Source organism: Streptomyces sp. NBC_00727 (assembly GCF_045161745.1).
Lineage (GTDB): Bacteria > Actinomycetota > Actinomycetes > Streptomycetales > Streptomycetaceae > Streptomyces.
Genome location: NZ_CP108981.1, coordinates 4618993 through 4644927, shown reverse-complemented (window position 1 = coordinate 4644927; position 25935 = coordinate 4618993). Strand labels below are relative to the sequence as shown.

The 25935-nt window shown below is 71.6% G+C and carries 26 protein-coding genes and 2 pseudogenes; 14 read left to right on the top strand and 14 right to left on the bottom strand.

Translation table 11 applies throughout. The features are described 5' to 3' along the window. Positions 1 to 48 precede the first annotated feature (48 nt). Genes OG242_RS21175 through OG242_RS21165 form a run of 3 tightly spaced genes read left to right on the top strand, consistent with a single transcriptional unit; the run spans position 49 to position 3655 of the window. A complete protein-coding gene (locus tag OG242_RS21175; protein WP_405899659.1) occupies positions 49 to 573 on the top strand; it encodes a PadR family transcriptional regulator in 525 nt (174 codons plus the stop codon). Next, positions 573 to 1259, top strand: a complete 687-nt coding sequence (locus OG242_RS21170; protein ID WP_405901679.1) for an ABC transporter ATP-binding protein — start codon at positions 573 to 575, stop codon at positions 1257 to 1259. The genes OG242_RS21175 and OG242_RS21170 overlap by 1 nt, the downstream gene beginning before the upstream one ends. Then, the gene (locus OG242_RS21165; RefSeq protein ID WP_405899658.1) at positions 1256 to 3655 is read left to right on the top strand and encodes an ABC transporter permease; all 2400 of its coding nucleotides are present in this window, start codon (positions 1256 to 1258) and stop codon (positions 3653 to 3655) included. Before OG242_RS21170 ends, OG242_RS21165 begins: the two co-directional genes overlap by 4 nt. A 26-nt stretch (positions 3656 to 3681) precedes the next feature. On the opposite strand, the gene OG242_RS21160 is transcribed toward OG242_RS21165, so the two are convergent. Continuing rightward, positions 3682 to 4647, bottom strand: coding sequence for a hydrogen peroxide-inducible genes activator (locus OG242_RS21160; RefSeq protein WP_405899657.1), 966 nt, complete (start codon positions 4645 to 4647; stop codon positions 3682 to 3684). Between the two features lie 132 nt (positions 4648 to 4779). Here OG242_RS21160 and OG242_RS21155 point away from each other — a divergent pair, with 132 nt between their 5' ends. Beyond that, positions 4780 to 5334: a peroxiredoxin gene (locus OG242_RS21155; protein WP_299532842.1), complete on the top strand. Its 555-nt coding sequence runs from the start codon at positions 4780 to 4782 to the stop codon at positions 5332 to 5334. Between the two features lie 12 nt (positions 5335 to 5346). After that, entirely contained in the window at positions 5347 to 5880 is a 534-nt protein-coding gene (locus OG242_RS21150; RefSeq protein WP_405899656.1) for an alkyl hydroperoxide reductase, read from the top strand. Positions 5881 to 5955: 75 nt separating this feature from the next. Here the strand turns inward: OG242_RS21150 and OG242_RS21145 are convergent, their stop codons facing one another. From OG242_RS21145 to OG242_RS21130, 4 genes are all read right to left on the bottom strand, one after another. After that, on the bottom strand, positions 5956 to 7323 hold the full coding sequence (locus tag OG242_RS21145; protein ID WP_405899655.1) for an AI-2E family transporter: 1368 nt from the start codon (positions 7321 to 7323) through the stop codon (positions 5956 to 5958). Between the two features lie 135 nt (positions 7324 to 7458). Next, positions 7459 to 8163 (bottom strand): transglycosylase SLT domain-containing protein, encoded by a 705-nt coding sequence (locus OG242_RS21140; protein ID WP_405899654.1) that lies wholly within the window; start codon positions 8161 to 8163, stop codon positions 7459 to 7461. A 390-nt stretch (positions 8164 to 8553) separates the two neighbouring features. After that, the gene (locus OG242_RS21135; RefSeq protein ID WP_405899653.1) at positions 8554 to 9876 is read right to left on the bottom strand and encodes a PhoH family protein; all 1323 of its coding nucleotides are present in this window, start codon (positions 9874 to 9876) and stop codon (positions 8554 to 8556) included. Positions 9877 to 10195: 319 nt separating this feature from the next. Further along, positions 10196 to 10957: an isoprenyl transferase gene (locus OG242_RS21130; RefSeq protein WP_405899652.1), complete on the bottom strand. Its 762-nt coding sequence runs from the start codon at positions 10955 to 10957 to the stop codon at positions 10196 to 10198. 200 nt (positions 10958 to 11157) lie between these two features. On the opposite strand from OG242_RS21130, the gene mgrA reads away from it, so the two are divergent. Next, the gene (mgrA, locus tag OG242_RS21125; RefSeq protein ID WP_405899651.1) at positions 11158 to 12198 is read left to right on the top strand and encodes an L-glyceraldehyde 3-phosphate reductase; all 1041 of its coding nucleotides are present in this window, start codon (positions 11158 to 11160) and stop codon (positions 12196 to 12198) included. A gap of 256 nt (positions 12199 to 12454) precedes the next feature. On the opposite strand, the gene OG242_RS21120 is transcribed toward mgrA, so the two are convergent. The 4 genes from OG242_RS21120 to OG242_RS21105 all read right to left on the bottom strand — a co-directional run bounded on the left by OG242_RS21120 (position 12455) and on the right by OG242_RS21105 (position 15373). After that, positions 12455 to 13066 carry a hypothetical protein gene (locus tag OG242_RS21120; protein WP_405899650.1) on the bottom strand — a complete coding sequence of 204 codons (612 nt, stop codon included), beginning with the start codon at positions 13064 to 13066 and terminating at the stop codon, positions 12455 to 12457. Between the two features lie 64 nt (positions 13067 to 13130). Beyond that, positions 13131 to 13589 (bottom strand): hypothetical protein, encoded by a 459-nt coding sequence (locus OG242_RS21115; RefSeq protein WP_405899649.1) that lies wholly within the window; start codon positions 13587 to 13589, stop codon positions 13131 to 13133. Positions 13590 to 13668: 79 nt separating this feature from the next. Continuing rightward, positions 13669 to 14469: a class I SAM-dependent methyltransferase gene (locus tag OG242_RS21110; protein ID WP_405899648.1), complete on the bottom strand. Its 801-nt coding sequence runs from the start codon at positions 14467 to 14469 to the stop codon at positions 13669 to 13671. Between the two features lie 79 nt (positions 14470 to 14548). After that, a complete protein-coding gene (locus OG242_RS21105; RefSeq protein ID WP_405899647.1) occupies positions 14549 to 15373 on the bottom strand; it encodes a prepilin peptidase in 825 nt (274 codons plus the stop codon). 89 nt (positions 15374 to 15462) lie between these two features. On the opposite strand from OG242_RS21105, the gene OG242_RS21100 reads away from it, so the two are divergent. Then, positions 15463 to 15834 carry a DUF192 domain-containing protein gene (locus OG242_RS21100; protein WP_405899646.1) on the top strand — a complete coding sequence of 124 codons (372 nt, stop codon included), beginning with the start codon at positions 15463 to 15465 and terminating at the stop codon, positions 15832 to 15834. 10 nt (positions 15835 to 15844) lie between these two features. Here the strand turns inward: OG242_RS21100 and OG242_RS21095 are convergent, their stop codons facing one another. Next, positions 15845 to 16438: a hypothetical protein gene (locus tag OG242_RS21095; RefSeq protein ID WP_405899645.1), complete on the bottom strand. Its 594-nt coding sequence runs from the start codon at positions 16436 to 16438 to the stop codon at positions 15845 to 15847. A gap of 198 nt (positions 16439 to 16636) precedes the next feature. Here OG242_RS21095 and OG242_RS21090 point away from each other — a divergent pair, with 198 nt between their 5' ends. Then, the gene (locus OG242_RS21090) at positions 16637 to 17140 is read left to right on the top strand and encodes a DinB family protein (protein WP_405899644.1); all 504 of its coding nucleotides are present in this window, start codon (positions 16637 to 16639) and stop codon (positions 17138 to 17140) included. Here the strand turns inward: OG242_RS21090 and OG242_RS21085 are convergent. Further along, on the bottom strand, positions 17137 to 18042 hold the full coding sequence (locus tag OG242_RS21085; RefSeq protein WP_405899643.1) for a YihY/virulence factor BrkB family protein: 906 nt from the start codon (positions 18040 to 18042) through the stop codon (positions 17137 to 17139). The two genes, OG242_RS21090 and OG242_RS21085, sit on opposite strands and share 4 nt — an antisense overlap. Before the next feature lie 169 nt (positions 18043 to 18211). Here OG242_RS21085 and OG242_RS21080 point away from each other — a divergent pair, with 169 nt between their 5' ends. The 6 genes and pseudogenes from OG242_RS21080 (at position 18212) to OG242_RS21055 (ending at position 24338) form a co-directional block, all read left to right on the top strand. Continuing rightward, a complete protein-coding gene (locus OG242_RS21080; RefSeq protein WP_405899642.1) occupies positions 18212 to 18607 on the top strand; it encodes a hypothetical protein in 396 nt (131 codons plus the stop codon). Positions 18608 to 18639: 32 nt separating this feature from the next. Then, positions 18640 to 19377: a YqjF family protein gene (locus OG242_RS21075; RefSeq protein WP_405899641.1), complete on the top strand. Its 738-nt coding sequence runs from the start codon at positions 18640 to 18642 to the stop codon at positions 19375 to 19377. A gap of 264 nt (positions 19378 to 19641) precedes the next feature. Next, positions 19642 to 20364: pseudogene (locus tag OG242_RS21070) on the top strand (ATP-binding cassette domain-containing protein); the annotation flags it as partial. Between the two features lie 89 nt (positions 20365 to 20453). Next, entirely contained in the window at positions 20454 to 21236 is a 783-nt protein-coding gene (locus OG242_RS21065) for a hypothetical protein (RefSeq protein WP_405899640.1), read from the top strand. Between the two features lie 4 nt (positions 21237 to 21240). Then, the gene (locus OG242_RS21060) at positions 21241 to 21657 is read left to right on the top strand and encodes a hypothetical protein (protein ID WP_405899639.1); all 417 of its coding nucleotides are present in this window, start codon (positions 21241 to 21243) and stop codon (positions 21655 to 21657) included. A 5-nt stretch (positions 21658 to 21662) separates the two neighbouring features. Continuing rightward, positions 21663 to 24338, top strand: coding sequence for a KGGVGR-motif variant AAA ATPase (locus tag OG242_RS21055; RefSeq protein ID WP_405899638.1), 2676 nt, complete (start codon positions 21663 to 21665; stop codon positions 24336 to 24338). Positions 24339 to 24439: 101 nt separating this feature from the next. Here OG242_RS21055 and OG242_RS21050 read toward each other — a convergent pair whose 3' ends face one another. The 3 genes and pseudogenes from OG242_RS21050 to OG242_RS21040 form a co-directional block, all read right to left on the bottom strand. Further along, on the bottom strand, positions 24440 to 24727 hold the full coding sequence (locus OG242_RS21050; protein WP_405901678.1) for an XRE family transcriptional regulator: 288 nt from the start codon (positions 24725 to 24727) through the stop codon (positions 24440 to 24442). 117 nt (positions 24728 to 24844) lie between these two features. After that, positions 24845 to 25093 (bottom strand): annotated as a pseudogene (locus OG242_RS21045) (helix-turn-helix domain-containing protein); the annotation flags it as partial. A gap of 133 nt (positions 25094 to 25226) precedes the next feature. Next, positions 25227 to 25718, bottom strand: coding sequence for an ATP-binding protein (locus OG242_RS21040; RefSeq protein ID WP_405899637.1), 492 nt, complete (start codon positions 25716 to 25718; stop codon positions 25227 to 25229). Positions 25719 to 25935 lie beyond the last annotated feature (217 nt).

Here is a 25935-nt window from a genome sequence, read left to right as displayed (position 1 = left end):
CCCCCTGCGTATACACGGCGGGTATACACACCATGTAGAGTGCCGGTCATGTCTATCGGCCACACGCTGCTCGGGCTCCTGGAGTCCGGCCCCCGCCACGGTTACGACCTCAAGCGGACGTTCGACGAGAAGTTCGGGCACGACCGCCCCCTGCACTACGGGCAGGTCTACTCGACGATGTCCCGGCTCCTGAAGAACGGCCTCGTCGAGGTCGACGGCGTGGAGAGCGGCGGTGGCCCCGAACGCAAGCGGTACGCGATCACCGACGCCGGCATCACCGATGTCGCCACCTGGCTCGCGCAGCCCGAGAAGCCGGAGCCGTACCTCCAGTCGACCCTGTACACCAAGGTCGTCCTCGCCATGCTCACCGGCCGCAACGCCGGGGACGTGCTGGACGCCCAGCGCTCCGAGCACCTGCGCCTGATGCGCATCCTCACCGACCGGAAGCGGCACGGCGACCTCGCGGACCAGCTGATCTGCGACCACGCCCTGTTCCACCTCGAAGCCGATCTGCGCTGGCTGGAACTGACCGCCGCCCGCCTCGGCCAGCTCCAGAAAGTGGTGACCGCGTGATGACCCCCGCCGGCTCCCTGCTCGCCGCGCACGACCTGCGCAAGACCTACGGATCGACCCCCGCCCTCGACGGCGCCTCGTTCTCCGTCCACCCCGGCGAGGTCGTCGCGGTCATGGGCCCCTCCGGCTCCGGCAAGTCCACGCTGCTGCACTGCCTCGCCGGGATCATCACCCCGGACTCCGGCACCATCACCTACGACGGCCGCGAGCTGTCCGCCATGTCCGACGCGGAGCGCAGCGCCCTGCGCCGCAGCGACTTCGGCTTCGTCTTCCAGTTCGGCCAGCTCGTCCCCGAGCTCACCTGCGTGGAGAACGTCGCCCTGCCGCTCCGCCTGAACGGCACCCGCCGCAAGGACGCCGAGCGCACCGCCCGCGCCTGGATGGAGCGCCTGGAGGTCGAGGACATCGGCGCCAAGCGCCCCGGCGAGGTCTCCGGCGGCCAGGGCCAGCGCGTCGCCGTGGCCCGCGCGCTCGCCGGCTCCCCGAAGGTGATCTTCGCCGACGAGCCGACCGGCGCGCTGGACTCCCTCAACGGCGAGCGCGTCATGCAGCTGCTCACCGAGGCCGCCCGCTCCGCCAACGTCGCCGTGGTCCTGGTGACCCACGAGGCCCGCGTCGCCGCCTACTCCGACCGCGACGTCACCGTGCGCGACGGCCGGGCCCGCGACCTGGAGCACGCCGCATGACGCTCCTCGACGAGAAGCGGACCCCGGCCCCCGCGCCCGCGCCGCCGCCGGCCCGCCCCTCCCGTACCGCACCCTGGCTGCGCGACCTCGCCCTCGGCATCCGGTTCGCCGCCGCCGGCGGGCGCGAGGGCTGGACCCGCACCCTGCTCACCGCCGTCGGCGTTGGCCTCGGCGTGACGCTCCTGTTCCTCGCCGCCTCCGTGCCGCACGCGCTCGACGCGCGCAACGCCCGCGACACGGCCCGCAGCGAGACCAAGACCTCCGAGAACCCGGACGCGCACGGCAAGAAGTCCGACACCTCGGTCCTGCGGATCGCGGCGGACACCGAATACCACGACCGCAGCATCACCGGCTATCTGATGCGCGCCGAGGGCGCCCACCCGGTGCTCCCGCCCGGCATCGACGCCATGCCCGCCGCCGGCGAGATGGTCGTCTCCCCCGCCCTGAAGGACCTGCTGAACGACCCGGACAACGCCCTGCTCAAGGAGCGTTACCCGTACAAGATCACCGGCACCATCGCGGACGACGGACTGCGCTCACCCAACGAGCTGTGGTTCTACGCCGGCAGCGACACCCTGACCCCGGCCGCGGGCGGCCACCGCGTCACCGGATACGGCGAGCCCGAGCCGACCCCGCCGCTCGCCCCGCTGCTCGTGGTGCTGGTGATCATGGTCTGCGTGGTGCTGCTCGCGCCCGTCGCCATCTTCATCGCCACCGCCGTGCGCTTCGGCGGCGACCGCCGCGACCGCCGGCTGGCCGCGCTGCGCCTGGTCGGTACGGACATCAGGTCGACCCGCCGGATCGCCGCGGGCGAGGCCCTGTTCGGCTCGGTGCTCGGTGTGCTCATCGGCCTCGTCCTCTTCCTGGCCGGGCGGCAGTTCGTGAGCTACATCGAGGTCTGGGACGTCAGCGCCTTCCCCGCCGACCTCGCCCCCGACCTTCGGCTGTGCCTGCTCATCGCGGTCGCCGTCCCGCTGACCGCGGTCCTGGTCACGCTGTCCGCGATGCGCTCCGTGGTCATCGAACCCCTCGGGGTCGTACGCAACAGCCGGGCCCGCAAGCGCCGTCTGTGGTGGCGGCTGCTGCTGCCGCTGGTGGGGCTCGGCGTGTTCAAGGCCACCGGACAGGCCGGCGAGTACGAGGTCGGCAACCCGTACGCCATCGCCACCGGCGCGGTCCTGGTCCTCGTCGGGCTCGCCCTGCTGCTGCCGTGGCTGGTCGAGGCGTCCGTCAACCGGCTGCGCGGCGGCCCGGTGCCCTGGCAGCTCGCCACCCGCAGGCTCCAGCTGAGCAGCGGGACCGCCTCCCGGGCCGTCAGCGGCGTCACCGTGGCGGTGGCCGGCGCGGTGGCCGTACAGATGCTGTTCGCCTCGATGAACGCCGACTTCAACAAGGCCACCGGGCAGGACCCCACCCGCGCCCAGTTCTACGCCGTGTCGGAGCACGTCAGCGGAAACGCCGCCGTGGACACCATCAAGGAGTTCCGCGCCACCAAGGGCGTCACCCAGGTCATCGGCATGGTCGAGGCGTACGTCAGCAAGCCCGGGAAGTACGCCGAGGACGACATCCCGCCCACCACCTCCTTCAACGTCGGCGACTGCGCCACGCTGCGCGAGGTCGCCCGCATCGATTCCTGCGAGGACGGCGACAGCTTCGTCGTGCACCCCAGGAACGACAAGGACATGACCGGCTGGATGGACAAGACCGCCCGCAAGGGCAAGGAGGTCGAGTTCGAGTCGGGCAGCGGCAAGAAGCTGCGCTGGACGCTCCCCGCCGACGCGAAGACCGTCGTCAGCCGCAAGGACCCGGTCGGCGAGGACCACTGGGGGATCATGGTGACCCCCGGTGCGGTCGACGCGACCACCCTGCCGGGCGCGATCACCACCTCGCAGATCCGCATCGACGAGAGCGTCCCGGACGCCGCCGAGTACGTACGCAACACGGCGGCCCGCATCGACCCCGGCATGCGCCTGGTCACCCTCACGTCCGTCTCACGCGACCGCCAGTACGCCAGCATCCAGACCGGCCTCCAGGTCGGCGCCACGGTCACGCTGCTGCTGATCGCGGCCTCCATGCTGGTCTCCCAGCTGGAGCAGCTGCGTGAGCGCAAGCGGCTGCTCTCGGTCCTGGTCGCCTTCGGCACCCGGCGGGTCACACTCGCCTGGTCGGTGCTGTGGCAGACCGCCCTCCCAGTGGTCATCGGGCTCGTAGTGGCGGTGGCCGGCGGCCTCGCACTGGGCGCCACGCTGTGCTGGATGGTCCGCAAGGAGGTGTCCGACTGGCTGGTGTTCCTGCCCCTGGCGGGCGCGGGCGGGGCCCTCATCCTCCTGGTCACCCTGCTCTCCCTGCCGCCGCTGTGGCGCATGATGCGCCCGGACGGGCTGCGCAGCGAGTGACAACCCCGGCGGGCGGCCGGACGCCTCTACGTCCGGCCGCCCGCCGTCACGCGTACCGGCAGAGCCCGCATCGCCTCGCGCAGGGCCGCCGCGAACTCCTCGAACTCCTCCTGCCGGGCCGCCCCGGTCCGCATCGCCAGCGCCACCCGTCGCGTCGGTGCCGGGTCCGCGAAGTACCCCGTGGTCAGCGCCTCGTTGCGGGCGGTCTCGACGGTGACCGCGGTGCGCGGCAGCAGCGTCACCCCGAGCCCGCCGGCCACCAGCTGCACCAGGGTGGAGAGCCCGGCCGCGGTCGTGGTGACCGGCGCGCCCTCCGTACGGCCGGCCTCGCGGCAGATGTCGAGCGCCTGGTCCCGCAGGCAGTGCCCCTCGTCGAGCAGCAGCAGCGGCAGCTCGCGGAGCGCGTCGCGGGGGATGTCGGCCCGTCCGCCGAGCCGGTGGCCGCGGTCCATGACCAGCACGAAGTCCTCGTCGAACAGCGGCAGCTCGCTGACCCCGGGGACCCCGAGCGGCACGGCGAGCAGCAGCAGGTCGAGCCGTCCGGCGCCGAGCCCCTCGACCAGCGAGGAGGTCTGCTCCTCGTGCACCTGGAGGTCGAGGTCCGGGTAGCGCTCATGGACCAGCCGCAGCACGGCCGGCAGCAGATACGGGGCGACGGTCGGGATCACGCCGAGCCTGAGCACCCCGGTGAACGGTGCCCGGACCGCCTCGGCCTCCTCCATCAGCTCGCCGACGGCTTCGAGCACGACGCGCGCCCGCACCGCGAGCCGTTCCCCGGCGGGCGAGAGCAGCACCTTGCGCGTCGTACGCTCGATGAGCTGGACACCCAGTGCCTCCTCCAGCGCGGACACGGCCCCCGAGAGCGCCGGCTGACTCATCCCGATTGCGGCCGCCGCGTCCCGGAAGTGCAGATATTCGGCGACGGCGGCGAAGGCGCGCAGCTGCGAGAGGCTGGGCTGTTTGTGCCGGTTACCCGGATTGCTCTGCACCACTGATAGGTACCTCCGATCATCACGACCGAGTGTAGCTATTTCCGCGATCAATGCACTCTGTGCCATGGTGGTGATCGTCCAACCCCCAGGAACTCCCTCAAAAGGGGAGAACCTACGCTGCAAGGAGAGCGCGTGCTCACTGTCGGTGACAAGTTCCCCGAGTTCGACCTGACCGCCTGCGTGTCGCTGGAGAGCGGCAAGGAGTTCGAGCAGATCAACCACAAGACCTACGAAGGTCAGTGGAAGGTCGTCTTCGCGTGGCCGAAGGACTTCACCTTCGTGTGCCCCACCGAGATCGCCGCCTTCGGGAAGCTGAACGACGAGTTCGCCGACCGTGACGCCCAGATCCTCGGCTTCTCCGGCGACTCCGAGTTCGTGCACCACGCCTGGCGCAAGGACCACCCGGACCTGACCGACCTGCCCTTCCCGATGATGGCCGACTCGAAGCACGAGCTCATGCGTGACCTCGGCATCGAGGGCGAGGACGGCTTCGCGCAGCGCGCCGTCTTCATCGTCGACCAGAACAACGAGATCCAGTTCACGATGGTGACCGCCGGTTCCGTGGGCCGTAACCCCAAGGAGGTCCTGCGGGTCCTCGACGCCCTGCAGACCGACGAGCTGTGCCCGTGCAACTGGACCAAGGGCGAGAACACCCTGGACCCGGTCGCGCTCCTCTCGGGCGAGTGAGCTGATACCACCATGGCACTCGACGAACTGAAGTCCGCCGTACCGGACTTCGCCAAGGACCTGAAGCTGAACCTCGGTTCGGTCATCGGCAACAGCGAGCTCCCGCAGCAGCAGCTCTGGGGCACCGTCCTGGCCTGCGCGATCGCCTCGCGCTCGCCGAGGGTGCTGCGCGAGCTGGAGCCGGAGGCGAAGGCCAACCTCTCCGCGGAGGCGTACACCGCCGCGAAGTCGGCCGCCGCCATCATGGCGATGAACAACGTCTTCTACCGGACCCGCCACCTGCTCTCGGACCCCGAGTACGGGAACCTGCGCGCGGGTCTGCGGATGAACGTCATCGGCAAGCCGGGCGTGGAGAAGGTCGACTTCGAGCTGTGGTCGCTCGCCGTCTCCGCGATCAACGGCTGCGGCCAGTGCCTCGACTCGCACGAGCAGGTGCTCCGCAAGGCCGGCGTGGACCGCGAGACCATCCAGGAAGCCGTCAAGATCGCCTCGGTGATCCAGGCGGTGGGTGTGACCCTCGACGCCGAGGCCGTACTCGCCCAGTAGGCGCCGTACCCTGGATACGAGAAGGGCCCCGAGGACGACCGACCGTCCGAGGGGCCCTTCTTCCGTGCGTACGCGTTACGAGGCGTCCGGGGACGGCTCGCCGTCGCCCTTCTCCTGCGTGGGGCCGGGGGCGGCCGTCGGCGCCGCGTCCAGCGCGGTCGCCCCGTGCGGGGGCGGCGAGTGGCGGCGCGACTCCTCCTGGCCGTACGACCGCAGATAGCCGACCACCGTGTTGGTCACCGCGACCAGCGGCACCGCCACGACCGCACCGCCGATCCCGGCGATCATGCCGCCCGCGGCGACCGAGAGCACCACGGCCAGCGGGTGCACCCGCACCGCCCGGCCCAGGATGAACGGCTGCAGGATGTGGCCCTCGATCTGCTGGACCGCGAGGACCACCGCCAGCACCATCAGCGCGGTGAACACGCCGTCGGTGACCAGTGCGACGACCACCGCCAGCGCCCCGGAGACCACCGCGCCGACGAGCGGGATGAACGCGAACAGGAAGATGAAGACGGCCAGCGGTACGGCCATCGGCACATCGAGGAAGTAGATCCCGAGCCCGATGAAGATCGCGTCGATCAGGGCGACGATGACCGTGCCGCGTACGTAGGCGGTCAGCGTCCGCCAGGCGCGCGGCCCGGCTCCGGCGACCCCGGGCCTCGCCTGGGCGGGCACCAGCTTGAGCACCCACTGCCAGATGCGCGCGCCGTCGTAGAGCAGGAAGAGCGTCGAGAACATCGCGAGCAGCGCGCCCGTCATGAACTCCACGACGACGGTGACGCCCTGGAGCCCGGCGGAGGTGATCGCCTCGGTGTTGGTGCCGACGGTGTCGCTCAGGTTCTTGGCGATGTCGTTGATCTGTTTGTCGGTCACATGGAACGGGCTGGCCAGGAGCCAGTTCTTGAGGTCGTCGATCCCCTTCGTCACCTTGTCGGACAGGGTGTCGATGTTGTCCATGACCTGCCACACCACGAACCAGCCGACCAGGCCCATGATGATGAAGCCGGAGACCGCGGTGACGGCGGTGGCCAGTCCCCTCGGCAGCCCGTGGCGCCGCAGCCGGGCGACGGTCGGCTGGAGCAGCGCGGTGACGAGCAGCGCGGCGACGAAGGCCAGCACCACCAGCTGCACGGCGCTGATGACCCGCATCAGTACCCACAGGGTCCCCGCGAGCACCAGGAGCCGCCAGCCGGCCTCGGCGGCGACCCGCATTCCCCAGGGGATGGTCGCGACGGGATCGGGCCGCGCGGCGACGGAGGGCGCGTACGTGGGCGGTGCGGGCACCTGGTCGACGGCCTCGTCCTTGCCCGACCCGTCCGGAACCGGTCCCCCGAGCACAGGATCGTCGGCCTCCGACTCGGCGCGCCGCTCGTCGAGGCGCTCGCTCAGCCTGCTCAGTTCAGCACCCAGTTGTCCGAGCCACCCCGGCAGTTTCGACATAACGGTTCCTCTACCCCCGTCCGCTCTCCCCACCGCTCCCCCGGGAACGGTTCCGCATGACCGTACACGCGCGAAGCCCCTCACCGTAGGACGGCGAGGGGCTTCGCGAGGTTGAGACGTGAACCTCGGAAGGTTCTAGTACGAGTGGTGTTGCTGCCAGAAGGACCAGGCACCGCACGGGCTGCCGTAGCGGCCGTTCATGTAACTGAGGCCCCACTTGATCTGGGTGGCCGGGTTCGTCTGCCAGTCGGCTCCGGCGGACGCCATCTTCGAGCCGGGATAGGCCTGGACGAGGCCGTAGGCGCCGGAAGACGGGTTGGTCGCCCGGTAGTTCCAGGTCGACTCGTGGTTCACGATGTTGCTGAAGCACTGGAACTGGTCGGCCGGCACGATCTGCCGCGCGATGGCCTGGATCTCGGCCACCGTGTAAGAGCCCTGGGTGGCGAACGAGGCGGTGGAGCGGACCTCGGAGCGGCTGGCGCGCTCGGCCGCGTCCTTCTTCTCCTGGCGCTCGCGCTCCAGCCTGTCCTCGGCCGCCTGCTTCTTGGACTTGGCGTCCTTGGCGGCCTGGATACGGGCCGATTCCTCCGCGGACTTCTTCGCGGCCGAGTCGGCCGCGGACGCCTGCGCGTCGGCCTGCTGCGTCAGCGAAGCGGTCTGGACCTGGGCCTGCTGGCCCGCGGGGATATCTGCGAGCAGCGTGGTGTCGGCTGCGGTCGCCTCGAAGTTGTTGTCGTCGGCAGCAGGGGTGCTGCCCGATGCAACGCCTACGACGGCGCCTACGGTGGTGACCGCGGTGGCGGATGCCACTGCGAACCCCCGGACCGAGATCCGGCTCACACGGTGTCCTTCCAGCATCGCCCGCTTAGGTGACCTCGCGGGCGCAATCGTGCCCCTGGCACTGGCCTCCCTACTGCTTGGGTCACGGGAGGCACGGGCCCGGTGGGCGACTCCCCGGGGGGGAGCGCCGCGTGGTACTCGCGGGCGGCATACGGACGGCGGTTGTTGAGTTGTGTGGTGCGTGGCGCCTCTGGAGGTGCCTGTGTGCCGTATGCGGGGCCTGACGGAACCAAGACTCTGCCGGAACGGGGCCGCGGGAAGCAATTCTCCGTTGAGTGTGAAAGGTCACACCCCGTTTGGAGCACCTGAATTACGGAAAAGGCGCCGCAACACGACGCCGCCCGGCTAGGCTCCTTGGCCCGCCGGGCGGCGTCGGTCCCCCAATCCGTGTCAGATCTGGCCTTCCTCCAGCATTTCGGTCACCAGGGCGGCGATGCGGGAGCGCTCGGAGCGGGTGAGCGTGACGTGCGCGAAGAGCGGATGCCCCTTCAGTTTCTCGACGACGGCGACCACTCCGTCGTACCGGCCGACCCTGAGGTTGTCCCGCTGGGCCACGTCATGGGTGAGGACGACACGGGAATTCGTGCCGATCCTGGACAGGACGGTCAGCAGGACGTTCCGTTCGAGCGACTGGGCCTCGTCGACGATCACGAAGGCGTCGTGCAGGGAACGCCCCCGGATGTGGGTGAGCGGCAGGATCTCCAGCATGCCGCGCCCCAGCACCTCCTCGATGACCTCGCGCCCGGAGACGGCCGAGAGGGTGTCGAAGACGGCCTGCGCCCAGGGGCTCATCTTCTCGGCCTCGCTGCCGGGGAGATAGCCGAGCTCCTGGCCGCCCACCGCGTACAGCGGGCGGAAGACCATGACCTTCTTGTGCTGCCCGCGCTCCAGCACCGCTTCCAGGCCCGCGCAGAGCGCCAGCGCCGACTTGCCGGTGCCGGCCCGGCCGCCCAGCGAGACGATGCCGACCTCCTGGTCGAGCAGGAGGTCCAGGGCGATGCGCTGTTCGGCGCTGCGGCCGTGGATGCCGAAGGCCTCCCGGTCGCCGCGCACGAGCCGCACACTGCCGTCGGGCGTCACCCGGCCGAGCGCCTTGCCGCGTTCGGACTGGAGGACCAGGCCGGTGTGCACGGGCAGGTCGGCGGCCTCGGGGACGTACAGCCGCTCCTCGGCGAAGAGCAGGTCCACCTGGTCGGCGGCGAGGGGCAGTTCGGCCATGCCCGTCCAGCCGGAGGTGGTGATCGCCAGCTCCGCGCGGTACTCCTCGGCGAGGAGGCCCACCGATGAGGCCTTGATGCGCAGCGGGAGGTCCTTGGAGACGACCGTGACGTCGTACCCCTCGGCCTGGAGGTTGCGCGCGACCGCGAGGATCCGTGAGTCGTTGTCCCCCAACCGGTAGCCGGCGGGCAGGACGCCGGGATCGGAGTGGTTGAGCTCGACGCGGAGCGTCCCGCCGAGGTCCCCGAGGGGGATCGGCGCGTCCAGCCGGCCGTAGCGGACCCGGAAGTCGTCCAGCAGGCGCAGGGCCTGGCGGGCGAAGTAACCGAGCTCCGGATGGTGCCGTTTGGCCTCCAGTTCCGTGACCACGACGACCGGGAGCACGACTTCGTGCTCGTCGAAGCGGGCCATGGCGTTCGGATCGGCCAGCAGGACGCTGGTGTCGAGAACGTAGGTGCGCCTGTCGGGCATGCGGCGCTTAGTGCTGGTCACCACGGAAGGACGTACCCCCTCGGAAGAGGTTGGGGTGCGACGGCGTCGCGGAGCATCCCAATGGGAGAGGACGGACCGGGCTCCGGCCACCTTGCGCGGGCCGCGCGCCGGCCCTCCGCGTCAGCCGCACGGTGTGTACGGACCTTCGTGTGCAAAGGGCCTCCCGGGCGAGCGGACTCGACGCCGCTCACTTGGACACGGCGTCCGCCTGGTTGGTGACCGGACGCCGACCTGTCAGGGATATGCCCTCTTACCCGGCCGGCCATGCCGACCGGCCCACTTCCGGGGGGGGCGGGGCGCGGAAACACGCGCCCCGGACGCCTCAGCCCCCGTAGCGGCGGTGGCGGGCGGCGTAGTCGCGCAGCGCCCGCAGGAAGTCCACCCGGCGGAAGGCCGGCCAGAAGACCTCGCAGAAGTAGTACTCGGAGTGGGCGCTCTGCCAGAGCATGAAGCCGGACAGCCGCTGCTCGCCGCTGGTGCGGATGACGAGGTCGGGGTCGGGCTGGCCGCGGGTGTAGAGGTGCTCGGAGATCAGGTCGGTGGAGACGATCTCGGCGAGGTCCTCGAAGGAGGTGCCCTTGGCGGAGTGGTCGAGGAGCAGGGAACGCACCGCGTCGGCGATCTCCTGCCGGCCGCCGTAGCCGACGGCGACGTTGACGATTATCCCGTCGACCCCGAACGTGGCCTGCTCGGCCTCCTTGAGGACGGTCTGGGTGTGGGCGGGCAGCAGGTCGAGGGTGCCGACGTGGTGGACGCGCCAGCGGCCGTCCGCGGCGAGGCCGCGGACGGTGTTCTCGATGATGCCGAGGAGCGGGGTCAGCTCGGACTCGGGCCGGTCGAAGTTGTCGGTGGACAGCAGCCAGAGCGTGACGACCTCGACGTCGGTCTCGCTGCACCAGCCGAGGAGCTCCTTGATCTTGTCGGCCCCGGCCTGGTGCCCTTCGGCGGCCGTGCCGCCGGACGCCTTGGCCCAGCGGCGGTTGCCGTCGAGGATGACGCCGATGTGCTTGGGCACCTGGGAGTGGTCGAGACGCGCCTCCACCCGGCGTGCGTAGAGCCCGTACACCAGGTCGCGCAAGTTCACTGAGTCCACCTCTCGGTTCCGTGCGGGCCCGCCGGCCCCTTCACCCGGGGTCCGGGGTCGCCCCCTGGGGATCGGATCGCCGCACTGGAAGGGGGCGGATCGCCCCGCCGTGTCATGGCAGTCCCGTCAGGCCACATTACTGCGCGGGCCCCGCACCCACCCAACCCGGCCTGTCACAAGTCCGTGATAAGGAGGGAATCGTGACTGATTCCTCCTCCCCCTACCTGGCCGCCGGATCGCGCTACGACTCCATGGAGTACCGGCGCAGCGGCCGCAGCGGCCTCAAGCTCCCGGCCGTCTCGCTCGGCCTCTGGCACAACTTCGGCGACGACCGGTCGCTCGGTTCCCAGCGGGCCATCCTGCGCCGCGCCTTCGACCTCGGCGTGACCCATTTCGACCTGGCCAACAACTACGGCCCGCCGCCCGGCTCGGCCGAGCTGAACTTCGGCAAGCTGTTCCGGCAGGACTTCGCCCCGTACCGGGACGAACTGCTGATCTCGACCAAGGCGGGGTACGAGATGCACCCCGGCCCGTACGGGGAGTGGGGGTCGCGCAAGTACCTCCTGTCGTCGCTGGACGCCTCGCTGAAGCGGACGGGCCTGGACTACGTCGACATCTTCTACTCGCACCGCTTCGACCCGGAGACTCCGCTGGAGGAGACGATGGGGGCGCTGGCCTCCGCCGTGCACCGGGGCAAGGCGCTGTACGTGGGGGTGTCCTCGTACAACTCGGCGCAGACCGCCGAGGCGGCGCGGCTGTTGCGCGAGATGGGGGTGCCGGCCCTGATCCACCAGCCGTCCTACTCGATGATCAACCGCTGGACCGAGGAGGACGGGCTCCTCGACACGCTGGAGGCGGCCGGGATGGGCTGCATCTCCTTCGTGCCGCTGGCCCAGGGGCTGCTGACCGGGAAGTACCTGAACGGCATCCCGGAGGGGTCGCGGGCCACGCAGGGCAAGTCGCTCGACCCGGACCTGCTGTCGCAGGAGGTGGTGCGGCGGCTGAACGGGCTGAACGACATCGCGCGCCGCCGGGGCCAGTCGCTCGCCCAGCTGGCCCTCACGTGGGTGCTGCGCGACAGCCGTATGACGTCGGCGCTGATCGGTGCGTCGAGCGTGGGGCAGCTGGAGGAGAACGTCGCGGCGCTGGCGGGTCCCGAGCTGTCGGCCGATGAGCTGACGGAGATCGACGCCTTCGCCGTCGACACCGAGGGCACCAACATCTGGGCCGGACGGGGCTGAGGCCTCGGGGCACAAAAAACGGGCCGGTCCGTGGGGGGGGTTACGGACCGGCCCGAGGGGGGGTTTCCACCATAACCCTTCGTAAGTGATGTTGGGTGCCGCGGCGCGAAATAATTACTCTCCGAGAGTGAGAGGCTTCGCTCCGGTCATCGACCGGCCCCCGCCGCACGCCTTTGACCTGCGGGAACACCGCCCGGCCCGGGACGGGCACCGGAAACACGCCCGAGACGTCCACAGGATGTCCACATTCCGCTCGTCAGTGGCCGCCCCGGGGCTTCACACAGCCCGTTCCCTCCATGTAGCGACCGTGCGCCTCCGCATTGACGAGTCCGTTGACCATGCCGTCCAGCGAGCCGTCCACGCAGAGGGTCCCGAGAGACACGGTGAACGAGGTGCGGTTCGTTCCGAAGGTGCTCGTGGTGACCGATCCGTCCGGGTATCCGAGGGCGTGGAGCGCCTGGGAGACCGTCTCCTCGGTGGACTCGCCCCTTTCCGCGAGCGCGGCGAGCTCCTGCTTCACCCTCTTCACCTCCGCCTCGCCCCGGGCGCGGTCCGCCTCGGACAGGTCCAGGGTGGACTGAAAGGCATGGTTCTCGGCGTAGTGCGGGTTGGCGTCACCGCCCTGGGCGGCGCCCTGCCGGGCGCTCGGCGCGACACCCTGCCCGGCGCTCGGCGCGACACCCTGCCCGGCGCTCGGCGCGGCGCCCTGCCCGGCGTTCGGGTTCGCGGGGACGGAGACGGCGGAGGCCGGGGGCGGCGCCGCGTCGCCGGAGGTGGCCAGGACGTGGCCGCAGCCGGTGAGCGCGGAGGCGGTCAGGAGCACGGCGACGCCGGTGCGGAGCGGGGCCGTACGTATCGCGGAGGTCATGGGTACGAGTATGGAACGGGAACCCGGCGTGTGGCGGCGGTAGTTGGGCCCCGGCGCCATGCCGTCAGGTCGCGGCCGCCGCGCCGCGGTGGCCGCGGGTGAATCGGACGCCCACGGTGTCCCCGCCGACGACCACGAACCGGCCGCCCTCGCAGCGGATCACCGCCTCGTGGACCTCGCCCCGCTCGTCCCTGCGCTCGTCGGTGCTGAGCACCGTCCAGCCGCCCTCGGGGGGCTGCGGCAGACCGGCCAGGGCGGCGAACTCCCACTGGGCGGCGGGCACGCACCAGTCGGGCAGCTGCGGCCAGGTGCCGGCGCCGACGTGCAGGGTGCCGTCGGAGGTGCAGGTCAGGCGGACGGACTGGCCGTCGTCCAGCACGAAGGACACGGCCTCCGGCTCGCCCATGCGGCCCTCGGGCCGGTAGAAGATGCCGAGGACGCCGACGATCCTGGCCCCCTTGAGCCACTCGGCGCCACCCCGGCGCGGGCCGTGCGTGGCGTCCCCGTCGGTGCCGCGGTCCATGGCCTGCCCCTTCCCCTAGACACCCCCGAGCGCTCAGCGACCAGAGTGCCATCCTTCGGGCCCGGAGGGGGCGTTGCTCTCACGCGGGTTTGCGGGCCTCGATCAGGAAGCGGGTGGTGTGCGCGACGAACGGGCCCTCGGTCTCCAGCCGGTGGTGGAGCTCGGCCAGTCGGGGCCGGTACTGCTCGACGGTGAAGCCGGGCACCATCCAGATGACCTTGCGCAGGAAGTAGACGACGGCGCCGATGTCGAAGAACTCGGTGCGCAGCCGCTCGAACCGCAGGTCGGCGACGTCGAGTCCGGCCGCCTCCGCGTCGGCCCGGGCCCGCTCCGGGTCGCGTGCGCCGCGCGCCTCGGGGGGCTGTGGTCCCAGGAAGTACTCGACGAGCTCGAAGACGCTGCCCGGGCCGACCTGCTGGGAGAAGTACGTGCCGCCCGGGGCCAGCACCCGGGCGATCTCGTCCCACCATGTGGTCACCGGGTGCCGGCTGACCACCAGGTCGAACGCCGCGTCGGCGAAGGGCAGCGGCGGCTCGTCCTCGTCCGCGACGACGACAACCCCGCGCGGGTGCAGCAGCGCGGTGGCGCGGGCGATGTTCGGCGGCCAGGACTCCGTGGCGGCGGCCAGCGGCGGCAGCTTCGGCACGGAGGCCAGCACCTCGCCACCGCCCGTCTGGATGTCGAGCGCGGCCCGCGCCCGGCCCATCCGCTCCCCCATGGCCCGCGCGTACCCCCAGGAGGGGCGCTGTTCGGTGGCCCGGCCGTCGAGCCAGGAGAAGTCCCAGCCGTCGACGGACACCGAGCCGGCCTCGGTGACCAGGGCGTCGAACCGGGCGGCTTCGCCGGGGGCGGGTGCGTGGTCGTGGGACGGGGCGGGCATGGGGGCCATGCTCCCAGGGGCGGCCGTCGGACGCGACAGGATTACGTCGGGGCGGTCAGGCCGGAGGGGGTCACGGCGGTCACGCCGCCAGGCCGCCGAACAGCAGGCCCAGGAACGCTCCCGCGATCATGAACGGGCCGAACGGGATGCCCGTCTTCCGTCCCGCCCTCCGCAGGGCGACGAGCGCGAGCCCGTACAGCGCGCCGAACAGGAAGCCGGCGAAGCCCCCGGCGAAGACGACCGCCCAGCCGTACCAGCCGAGGACCGTGCCCAGGGAGAGGGCGAGCTTGACGTCGCCGAGGCCCATGCCGTTCGGGTTGATGAGGAAGAGCAGGAAGTAGAACCCGCCGAGGACGAGCCCGCCGAGCAGGGCGGAGAGCCAGGAGCCCGCGTGTTCCGGCAGGAGCGCCGCCAGGCCCAGGAGTACGACGGCGGCCCCGGCGGCCGGCAGGGTCAGCCCGTCCGGGAGCCGGTGGACGCGGTGGTCGATGCTCGCGAGGAGCACGGCGACCGGGGCGAGCACCAGCCAGACCGCCAGCTCGGGCCGCGTCCCGGTGGCCCATGCGAGGGCGGCACAGGCGAGCGCGGTGAGGAGGGGGGCGAGGCGGTGGGGTGCCGCGCCCAGGCCCGACGCCCGCCCCGGCGCCCGCCCCGACGCCCGCCCCGGCGCCCGCGCGATCGTAAGCACCCCCGTGTCCGCCCCCGTGTCCGGCCCCTGCGCACACGCGCCGCAGCGCGCCGCGCCGAACCAGGCGCGGGCGGGGCCGGTGAGGGGGTGGCCGGCCGGGCAGGCGGTGCGCCAGGGTTCGCCGGGCGGGACGGCGAACCGGTAGGCGGCGCGCGGGACCAGCAGCCCGGTCGCGGCGCCCCAGAGTGCGGCGATCCCCATCAGCATGGCGTACACCCCGGCGATCCTAACCGGGCTGCCCCGAGCGGGGATTGGGCCTGTGGATTCGGGCCCATGGGCGGGCCCGGCGCCGCTACCGTCGGGCCATGGCTCGATGGCGCGATGGCACGGGAACGCTCACGATCACGGACCGGGACGGGGTGACGGAGACCCGGGTGCCGCTGCGGATCGCGGCCTCCTACCGGCACCGGGCGCGCGGGCTGCTCGGCCGGGACGGGGTCGACGGGGCGCTGATGATCACGCCGTGCGGGAGTGTGCACTCCTTCGGGATGCGGTTCACGATCGATGTGGCGTACCTGGACCGGAGGTTCAACGTGCTGGCCGTCCACACGATGCGACCGGGCCGGCTGGGGCTGCCGCGGCTGCGCGGCCGCCATGTGATCGAGGCGGAGGCGGGCGCCATGGCGGCGTGGGGGCTGCGGCCGGGCATGCAGGTGCGGATCACCCCGGCTCCCTGACCGGCCCCGCTCAGCGGTTGGGCACGTCGCTGCCGTAGACGGTCCACGGGGACTGCGTGAAGGAGTTCACGCCGGACAACTGCGGCTGGGCGGCGGCCACTTCGGGGAGCACGGCGAGGGTGTCGGGCCAGCAGTCGAAGTACACCGACCCCTTGACGATGAAGCCGGGCCAGTCGGTGGCCGCCGACGCGCCCTCGCGGTCGAGCACGAAGCCGACGCAGAGCAGTGAGGCCCGTCCGATCGCCTCGCGTATCGCGCGCACCAGGCGTTCCTCGTCGGCGCGGGCCGGCGGGCCGAGAGCGAAGCGCAGCTCGACCGCCCCGTCGTCGCACCGGCCGATCCGGACGTGGACCGCGTCACCGCCGGGGAGCCAGAGCAGGAAGTCGACCCGGTCGAGGCGTTGCAGCCCGGCCAGCAGCACCAACTGGTCCCGGGTCACGAAGGACTGCGTACCGGCCGGGCCGGCGCCGGGGCTGATCAGGGTGATCCGCCGGGTGACCGGGTGGTCCGCCCGCACCCCGGCCGCCTCCAGGTCGCCGAGCAGGGACTCGGCGTCGGGCCGGCTCCAGGACAGGTGGTACGAGCAGAAGAATCCGTCGCTCATCGGCACGTCACCTCGGGACACGTGAAGGCTGCCCTCCTCGCCCACGACACCGCGCGGGGCGGCGGCGTGGGGGGGGGCCGGCGGGTGGTCGGTCTCCGAGCGTACGGGCAACCCCTGGTCCTGACCCGGGTACAGGGGCCTTCGCCTCGGGGCATAAGCGGTGGACAACCCCGTCCCGCGCCGGGAAGCTGTGCGGCGATGACACGCACCGATTCGCCTCCCGCATGGGACGAGCGCACCCAGCTGACCACCTTCCTCGACTACACCCGTGCCACCGCCGTGGCCAAGTGCGAGGGGGTCTCGCAGGAGAACGCCGTCCGCGCGCCCCTGCCCGGCTCCCCGCTGATGACGCTCGCGGGGGTCGTCAACCATCTGCGCTGGGTCGAGTACTACTGGTTCGAGGTCGTCTTCCTCGGCGGTGAGGACGAGGGCCCGTGGACGGACGAGGACCCGGACCGCGAGATGCGGATCGCCGTCGACATGCCGCTCGCCGACGTGCTGAGGGAGTACGAGGAGCAGAGCGCCCGCTACCGGGAGCTCGTCGCGGCCCATGGCCTGGACGCCTCGGCCCAGCGGGTGCGCGTGAGCGGCCGCCGCCCCGACCTGCGCTGGATCCTGCTGCACCTCATCGAGGAGACGGCCCGGCACAACGGCCACATCGACATCATCCGCGAGATCGTGGACGGGACGACCGGAGACTAGTCGCGCCGGGCCCGGTCCAGCTCGACGTTGAACTGGGCCCCGGTCAGCAGTGCCAGGTTGGCGAACCACACCCAGATCAGGAACACCACGAGCCCGGCGAGTGAGCCGTACAGCCGGCTGTAGGAGCCGATGTACGTGGCGTACAGCGCGAATCCCGCCGACGCGGCCAGCCACAGCAGCGCCGCGAGCATCCCGCCGGGCAGTGCCTGACGGGCCCGGCGGGCCGGCTCCGGGCCGGTCCGGAAGAGGACCGTGATGAGTCCGGCGACCAGGCAGAGCAGCAGCGGCCACTTGAGCACCGCCCACACCGCGTCCCCCACATGCGTGATGCCCAGCCGGTGCCCGGCCCAGCGCGCCAGCGGCCCGGTGAGCACGAGGGCGAACGCGCTGGCCATCATCAGCAGGAGCAGCCCGACCGCCCACGCCACGATGATGTGCGCCTGGCGCAGGGCGGGCCGGGTGTCCCGTACGCCGTGCATGGCGTGCAGCGCGCGCCGGAACACCGCCAGGTAGCTGGAGGCGGACCAGAGCGCGCTGACGGTCCCGGTCGCGACGAGCAGCCAGACGGCGGTGCGCTGCTGGGTGGCGGCCTCCAGCGGCTCGCGCAGCGCGGCGGCGGCCTCGGCGGGGGCGAAGGCGGTGATGTCGGCGATCAGCGCGCCGGTGGCGCCGGGGCTGGCGAGGCCGATGACGGAGACGGTCACCAGGAGCGCGGGCAGCAGGGCGAGGATCGCGTAGTACGTGAGGGCCGCGGCCCAGTCGGATATGTCGTCGTTCCACAGCGAGACGGGGGTGCGGCGCAGGGCGAGCGGCCAGCGCCGGGGACTTCCGGAGGCGGTCTGCTGGGTTCTGCGCGGGTGGGGCGGGGCCCCGGCGGCGGCGCCGCTGGACTGACTGGACACGGTTGCGGCTCCGGGGGCGTGAGCGGTGCGAAGGGGCGGCGTCGGGGTACGGGGCCGGGCCCGCTCCCCGCCTCTCGTCTTCTGCTCACGTTCCCGTCCGGTACACCCGTTCCCTCACGGGTGCGGGCTCCCGGACCGCGTTGTCACACCCCGCCCGTACGCTCCCCTCATGAGCGTCTCCCTCTACTACACCGCGCGCCGCGCGACCCCGCTGAGCGGGCCGGAGCCGGCTGCCGTCACCCGTGTCGTCACCGCGCGCCAGGCGTCGTTCCCGTACGAGGACGAGGAGAGCCTGTACGTGTACGAGCCGCAGGCGGCGGAGCCCGAGACCGTCCTCTCCGGCTCCACCAAGATGCCGTTCGACCCCGGTCGCCTGCTGCCGGTGGTCGCCCATGTGCTGGACTCCGTCACGGAGTTGCGCCGGGCGCTGCCGGACGCCGAGTGGCACGTGCACATGGACGACCTGGACATCGAGTGGGACGAGGCCAAGGGGTACGAGCTGCCGGGGATGCGGGACGCGGACCTCGCGGCGTCGCTCGCGGAGGCGGACCGGGAGGGCGCGTAGGGCGCGTCGGACGGCCGTGCCACGCTGGGGCCGTGACGACACCCGCGCCCGTGACGCCCGATGCCCCCGGCATCCTGCGCCGCCCGCTCCTCACCCAGCAGTGGCTCGACCTCTGCTTCGTCCACTGGGCCGTGGAGCCGGAGGCGGTGGCGGGGCTGCTGCCCGCGGGGACGGTGCCCGACACGTTCGACGGGGCCACCTACGTCGGGCTGATCGCCTTCCGGATGCACCGGGTGGGGTGGCTGGGGCTGCCCGGTGTGCCGTACCTCGGGTCGTTCCCCGAGACGAACGTGCGCCTGTACTCGGTCGACGCGCAGGGGCGGCGCGGGGTCGTCTTCCGCTCGCTGGACGCGTCCCGGCTGCTCCCCGCGGCGATGGGCCGGCTGGGCTTCCGCCTGCCGTACGTGTGGTCCCGGATGCGGGTGGAGGCCGCCGGGGACACGATCGGCTACACCAGCTCGCGCCGCGTACCCGGCCCTCGCGGCGCGTACAGCCGCATCACCGTGCGCCCCGGCGAACGCATCGGCCGTCCCACGGAGTTGGAACACTTCCTCACCGCGCGCTGGGGCCTGCACCACTCCCTGTTCGGCCGCACCTCCTACCTGCGCAACGACCACCCCCGCTGGCCCCTGCACCGCGCGGACCTGCTCCTCTGCGAGGAGAACCTGATCGAGGCGGCAGGCCTGCCGGCCCCGAGCGAGGCCCCGGTCAGCGTGCTGTACTCCCCGGGCGTCCCGGTCCGCCTGGGCGGCGCACGCGACCGAAAGTGATCACGGACCGACCGAAATCCGTTTGCAGGTGTCCGGTCCCCTGCCTACCTTGGTCCGCATGGGTTCTCTGTGATATTCCCCCTGCGCCTGCGTTGAGCTCCGCTCCGCAGCGCGTTCTCCCGCGCATCCGCACTCTCACGCCTTTGCAGCTCCGTGACGCCTTCCTGCCTTCCGGCACGCGTCCTCGGTGTGCTGCCGGCGTGCGCGGACGCGCCCCGACCACCGCGCGCCGATCGGCCCGGGCCGAGAACAGGGGGCTTTCCCATGCACACCGGACAACTCACTCTTCAGAACGTCACCCGCCGCTACGACGACCACGTCGTGCTGGACGACGTCACCTTCAGCATCAGGCCGGACGAGAAGGCCGGCATCATCGGCGACAACGGCGCCGGCAAGTCCACGCTGCTCCGGCTGATCGCCGGGCGGGACCGGGCGGACAACGGTGAACTGACCGTGGTCGCGCCCGGTGGTACGGGCTACCTCGCCCAGTCGCTCGCCCTGCCCGCCGGGGCCACCGTGCAGGACGCGGTGGACGCGGCGCTCGCCGGGCTGCGGGAGCTGGAGGCCCGGATGCGCCGGGCCGAGGCCGGGCTGAAGGGCCTGGCCGGGGCGGAGCTGGCCGCCGCGCTGGCGGAGTACGCCGGGCTGGTCGCCCGGTTCGAGGCGCGGGCCGGTTACGAGGCCGACGCGCGGGTGGACATCGCCCTGCACGGGCTCGGCCTGCCCGGCCTCGACCGGGACCGGCCGCTGTCCACCCTGTCGGGCGGCGAGCGGTCCCGGCTGGCGCTGGCGGCGACACTGGCGTCCCGGCCGGAGCTGCTGCTGCTCGACGAGCCGACGAACCACCTCTCCCCGTCCCTGGTGGAGGAGTTGGAGGGCGCGCTGGCCGGGTTCCGGGGGGCGGTGGTCGTGGTGACGCACGACCGGCGGCTGCGGGACCGGTTCGACGGGAGGCGGCTGGAATTGGATGGTGGACAAGTGGTGAAACGTAAGGAGGCGGCCTGAACACCCGATAATGCCCTGGTACGACGCCGGGCACATGAACACCGGCCGAGAGAACCCACAGGAGAGTCACCGTGCTCGAGAACCTGGGCCGGTACGACGGCGCGCACAGCGACTACTGCAAGGCACACCTGTGCTGCCGCTGCCAGCAACGCCCCTGGACGACCCGCCGGCACGACGAACGCCTGTGCGGTCTGTGCGCGTCGTGCTGTACCGACTGCGGCCGGGCACCCGCAGCCCATCTCGAAGGGCTGACCAACGGCATCTGCGCGCAATGCCAGGGCAGATGCCCCCGCTGCGGGAACCGGCTTCCGGAGACGGAAGCCTGCCCGTGCCGTACCTGGAAACGGGGACCGGGGAACGACCCCGTCGCCTTCATCACGCAGGGCTTCCCCCAGCCGCTGCTCCAGGCCCTCGGCCACCGCCTCCCGCACAGCCTCCGCGAGATCCTCTCCGCCGAACTCGCGCAGCGCACCCCCGCGCAGCTCCTCGCCCGCGTAGAACGGCGGTGGCACACACGCTGGTCACACGCGATCCACGAGCGCGACGAGGACAACCGGCGGCGCTGGTCCCCCCAGGAGATCGTCGAGCACCTCGTCCGGCGCGGCTCCTGCCGTAATCCGGACTGCGAAGACGGCTACCTCATCCACGACGACCCCAGCCGCGACGACACCCCGTGCGGCTACTGCCAGCAACCGGAGCACCGCTTCGTTCCCGGCACCGCGTCAGTCACCTCGACCAGCGATCACGCACGCAGAACCGCCGCTCAGATCCGCCAGGCCCTCCTCGAGAACCGCACCGACCGCAAGAAGCGGCCCGGTCTCCGCGGGGGCGGCTCCTCTCCGCCAGTAGTCTGATGCGATGGTCGACGTGGGGGTGGGGGAGCTGCGGCGGAGCCGCGCGCGGCTCGAGAAGCAGGGACTGGCCGCCGAGCAAACGGGGGACGGGGCGAGCAGCGGGTTGTTGCTCTTCTACGCGGCGGAGTGCGGGTTGAAGGCGGAGGTACTGCGCTGGATTCTGCAACGGGAGGACACCTCCGCCCTGCCCAGTGACCTGCGATCACACGATCTGCGCCGCTTGGCCAAGGCGCTGAACCTTCAGGATCCCGTCCCCGGGCACGACCCCTTGCGCTGTCGTCGGCACAAGGACAGCAGCTGGATCGAGAGCCACCAGTTGCATGAGGCCTGGCGTTATGGTGCGGAACTGCGCGCAGCTGATCAGAAGGCCGCGCTGGAAGCCTTGAAATCACTGGTGAAGAACGCCAGGAAAGGAACTTGAGCGTTATGGCCGGCAAGCTCTTCACCTGGGTGGACATCGACTCCCGACTGGCGGAGGCCGCTGTAGACGGCCTGTGGCCGCAGTGGCTGCTGGAGGTCGACGCCTGGTGGGACGCGCTGGAACTGACCGTCCGGCCCGGTACGGGGAATGAGGCCGTCCGCGAGTGGCTGGACGACCAGTTCGGTCTCGGATCGACAGCCGAGAGCGAGCGGGAACTGACGCTCGCTCTCGATCGCCCCGCAGCTCAGCACCCTCTCTCGCTGCCCGTGCGCCTGGTCGAAGCGAACGACTCGGGCGCGGCCCCACGCCGTCCGAGGCTCAGCGAGCGGCGCGTCACCTCGGCACTGGGCGAGCCCCTGCCACGCCCGGGGAGCGCTCAGTTCACCGACGACAAGCAGCTCATCGCCTTCCACTCCTTCAAGGGTGGCGTCGGACGCACCCTGCACGCCGTCGCACTGGCCGACTTGCTGGCCTCCCGAGGCCGGCATGTCCTCCTCGTGGACGCGGACCTGGAGGCACCCGGCATCAGCTGGATGTACGAGGCGCAGGGCGGGCGTTGCGATATCGCTTACGAGGATGTCCTCGCCCTCCTCCACGGGTCCCAGCACGGCGATCCCACGCGAGCCGTGGAGATCGCCGCCGCGTACCTCCCCAACCAGCGGGTCTCGCGCTACCCGGGGCAGGGCAGTGTCACCGTGCTTCCCGCGAGCCGGCGCACTCAGCTCGGGCCGCCTCGTATCGGCCCCACCGACCTGCTGACCGAGGACCGCTCGCCGTACTTTCTCAGCGAGTCCTTCGCCGCTCTCGCCGTCGCGGCCGGCGCCGACACCGTCGTACTGGACCTGCGGGCCGGAGCGTCCGAACTCGCGGCGCCCATCCTGATGGACCCGCGTGTGAGCAGGATCTTCGTCACCACGATCAGCAGCCAGTCCCTTCGGGGAACCCACCTCATGATCCGCCAACTCGGCTCGGCGTCCCCAGCGGTGGCGGGAACGGACCCGACTCCCGGCGCGATCGTGACGCAGTTCCGGCGGGACCTCCACGACGCCCACGCGCAGCAGGCGTGTGGGCAGTTGTCCGCCGAGTTGTCGTCCGCCCTTGCTCCACCGGGCGACGACGAGTGCGCCGAGGAGGATCTCGCCGTCGACAAGCAGGTCCTGACCGAACCCGTGCGCAGCCCCTTCCGGGAGGAGCTGCTCGCGCTCCCGGAGAACTGGGACGCGGTGGTGGAGGTCGTACGGCGCTGCGGACTGCCCGATTTGCTCAGCGGTTTCGCCCCCAGCTCCCCGCAAGCGGCCCCACCACTGACCGGGGGGCCGTCGACACTGGAGGAGCGCCGCCGCGCGTTGGAACGGGAAGCGAGCCGCCTCGTCTTCGCCGAGCGCCGGGGCATGGACGCGGGTCTCGGGTTCCTCACCACCGAGCCGGTGCGCCGCCTAGTCGCGGATCACATCACCGACCTTCCGGTGGCGGTGGTCGTCGGCGCGAAGGGCGCGGGCAAGACGTTCACCTTCGCCAGGATGTGCACGGCCGGCACCTGGGAAGGTTTCGCGAAGGAGAACGGGCTGCGGGTCGAACGGACGGCCGCGGTCGTCCCGGTGCTCGACCCGGCCAACATCTCGGAACCGACCGGTGGAGGACACTCCCCGCAGACCCTCCGCGACCGCGCCGCCGGTGGGCAGGGCATTACGGCCGACGAGCTCCGCGGTCACCTGAACGCCGGCCTCAACGACGACCGGGCCACCGACCCGGGATTCTGGCGGCAGCGCTGGCTGGAGTGCATGGCCTGGTCGGCCGGCGCGGACCGCGACGAACCGGCCGATGAGTTCCTCATCCGACGGGCCCTCGAACCGGGGCAGGGCTGCCTCTTCGTGATCGACGGACTGGAGGACTGGCTGGAGTCCCTGGAGGACGAACCACGGCGCATCGCCCTGCGGACGCTGCTGCACGACGTCCCCGAGTGGCTCCGCCGCCTCCGCAACCGCTCGCTCGGCCTGGTGGTGTTCGTACGTCAGGACCTGGTCCGCGGCGCGATCAAGCAGAACCTGGGGCAGTTCCTCGACCGCTACTCCCCGTACGAGCTGCGCTGGGGCACCGACGACGCGCTCCGGCTCTCGCTGTGGATCGCGTCGAACGCCGGCGCCGTCGCAGAGCCGGAGGTTCCCATCGCGGACATGTCCCCCGATGAGGTCGGGCGCGGCCTCCTCCCGCTGTGGGGCTCGAAGCTCGGTGCCGAGAACTCGCGGGAGGCGTGGACGGAGCGGTGGGTTCCGGCGGCGCTCGCGGACTTCAACAAGCAGATCCAGGCGCGCGATGTCGTCCGGTTCCTGCGTGAGGCCGCGGCCGCCTCCATCGGCGACGACCGCTGGCCCGACCGGGTGCTGGCCCCAGCCGCCATGCGCGACGCGCTGAGTAGGTGCAGTCGCGCGAAGGTGGACGAGATCAGCCAGGAGAACCCTCGCCTGGGGAAGCTCCTGCGCCACATGGCGGCCTTCTCCGACTCGGTCAAGATGCCCTTCGACGCGGGCGACCTGAAGCTGTCCCCTGACGACGTCGAAGCACTGGAGCAGTGGGGCGCGATGGCCAGAGACGCCGACGGACGTTACCGGATGCCCGAGATCTACCGGCATGCGCTCGGCTTCCGTACGCAGGGAAGGGCTCGCGTGGTGCGGGGGCGATAGATCGCCGTGCGGCCGAAGCCCTCTCGCGGGCGCGTCCGGCACCATCGGCGACAGTGGCGGCGGCACGGATGCCGCCGCTGCTGCGGGACGGGCCTTCCGGCTCACGCCACGGTGTACTCGGTGTCGCCGAAGTCGGCGACGACCTTGAGCCTGCCGCCCAGCGCTTCCACGTAGGACCGGAGGGTCGCGACCTCGGTACGGTCGACCTCGCCGTGCTCGATCGCGGACACGCGCGGCGCAGAGACTCCCATGACCCCAGCGACGTCACGCTGTGTGAGCGCCTGGTCCCGTCGCACCTCGGCCAGCTGATACGCCCGCACCTCAGCGGCCAGCCGGGCCATGGCCGCCTGCTTCTCCTCGGCCGTACGCACGGGCAGGCCCGCCGCGATGCGCCGCTCCCGCACCTTGCGCTTGGTCTCCTCCCAGCTTCCCGGCGCCTCGGGAACGAGGCTGATCTCGTGATCCCTCTCCCGGTGATAGACGACCGTGATGGCCGCTTGCAACCCGCGGGCGAGCTTCTCCAGCAGGGCAGGGGTCGGGTGAGCACCCGAGCCTTCGATGATCGACACTCTGGCCTGCGTGATGCCGCAGCGGGAGGCGGCCTCCGCCTGCGTGTATCCCAGCTGCATGCGCCGGTCGTAGAAGAGCTGAGCAAGGTCGCCCTGAAGCTTGAACGCCCTCTGGGCCCTGAGCTGCTCGGCGACCTCCGCTTCCTGCTCCCGCAGCCGGCGATCCCGCAGGGCCTTGTACTTCATATGTCCGGCCATCCCACGCCCCGATTCCGCTCGTGATCCTCGTGCGCCGGTCCATGCCGCGCCTCACAGACCGTATATATCGGAGACGACACAGACCCGAAGCCGGCCTTCGATCACCCCATCGGGCGTGGGGTCAACGCGGCAGCGTGACCCAGGACTTGGAGCCGCGCATGGGTTGCGGGGCCTCGCACACGCCCCACTCCCCTCCCCAGTCGTCGACGACCGCCGCGAGCAGCCAGAGCGCCCGTCGGCGCCGAACCTCGCAGAGCGCGGCCGTGTCCGCTTCGACGTGGTGCGGGTGCTGGTCCCAGACGAGGAGGCGGACCGCGTCCTCGTCGTGGCGGAGCGATACGTACAGCTCACGCCCAGGGGACAGTCGCGCGGTGACGGACACGAGTTCGTTCACCGCGTGCGACACCGGCCAGACGTACGCGGTGAGCCCGTGGGCCTCCAGCGCGACAGCCGTCGCCGTACGGGCGATGGACGCGCTGCGGACGCCACCGGGGAGCGTGAAACTCAGCCCGAGCCCGCTGCCGGACCGCCTCTTGGGGTGCAGGCGGGGCGGCGGGGCGTACGAGGTTCCGGCGACGGCCGGGCAGAGTGCGGTGAGCGGTGAAACGCGCATGGGTGACTCCCTGACGAGGCGGTGCGGTACGCGGACGAGCTGTGGCCTGTCTCCCTGACGCGGGACCGCCCCTCCCAGGGAAGGAGGCTGCGGGCAGGACCGCGCGATGCACTTCGGCTCGGCTTTGCGTGAGCAGTGCGCTACTGAATGTAGCGCGACTTGGCACACGTGTCGCCACATTGGAGGCAATTGCCCCCTACTCTCCTGGACTGCGCAC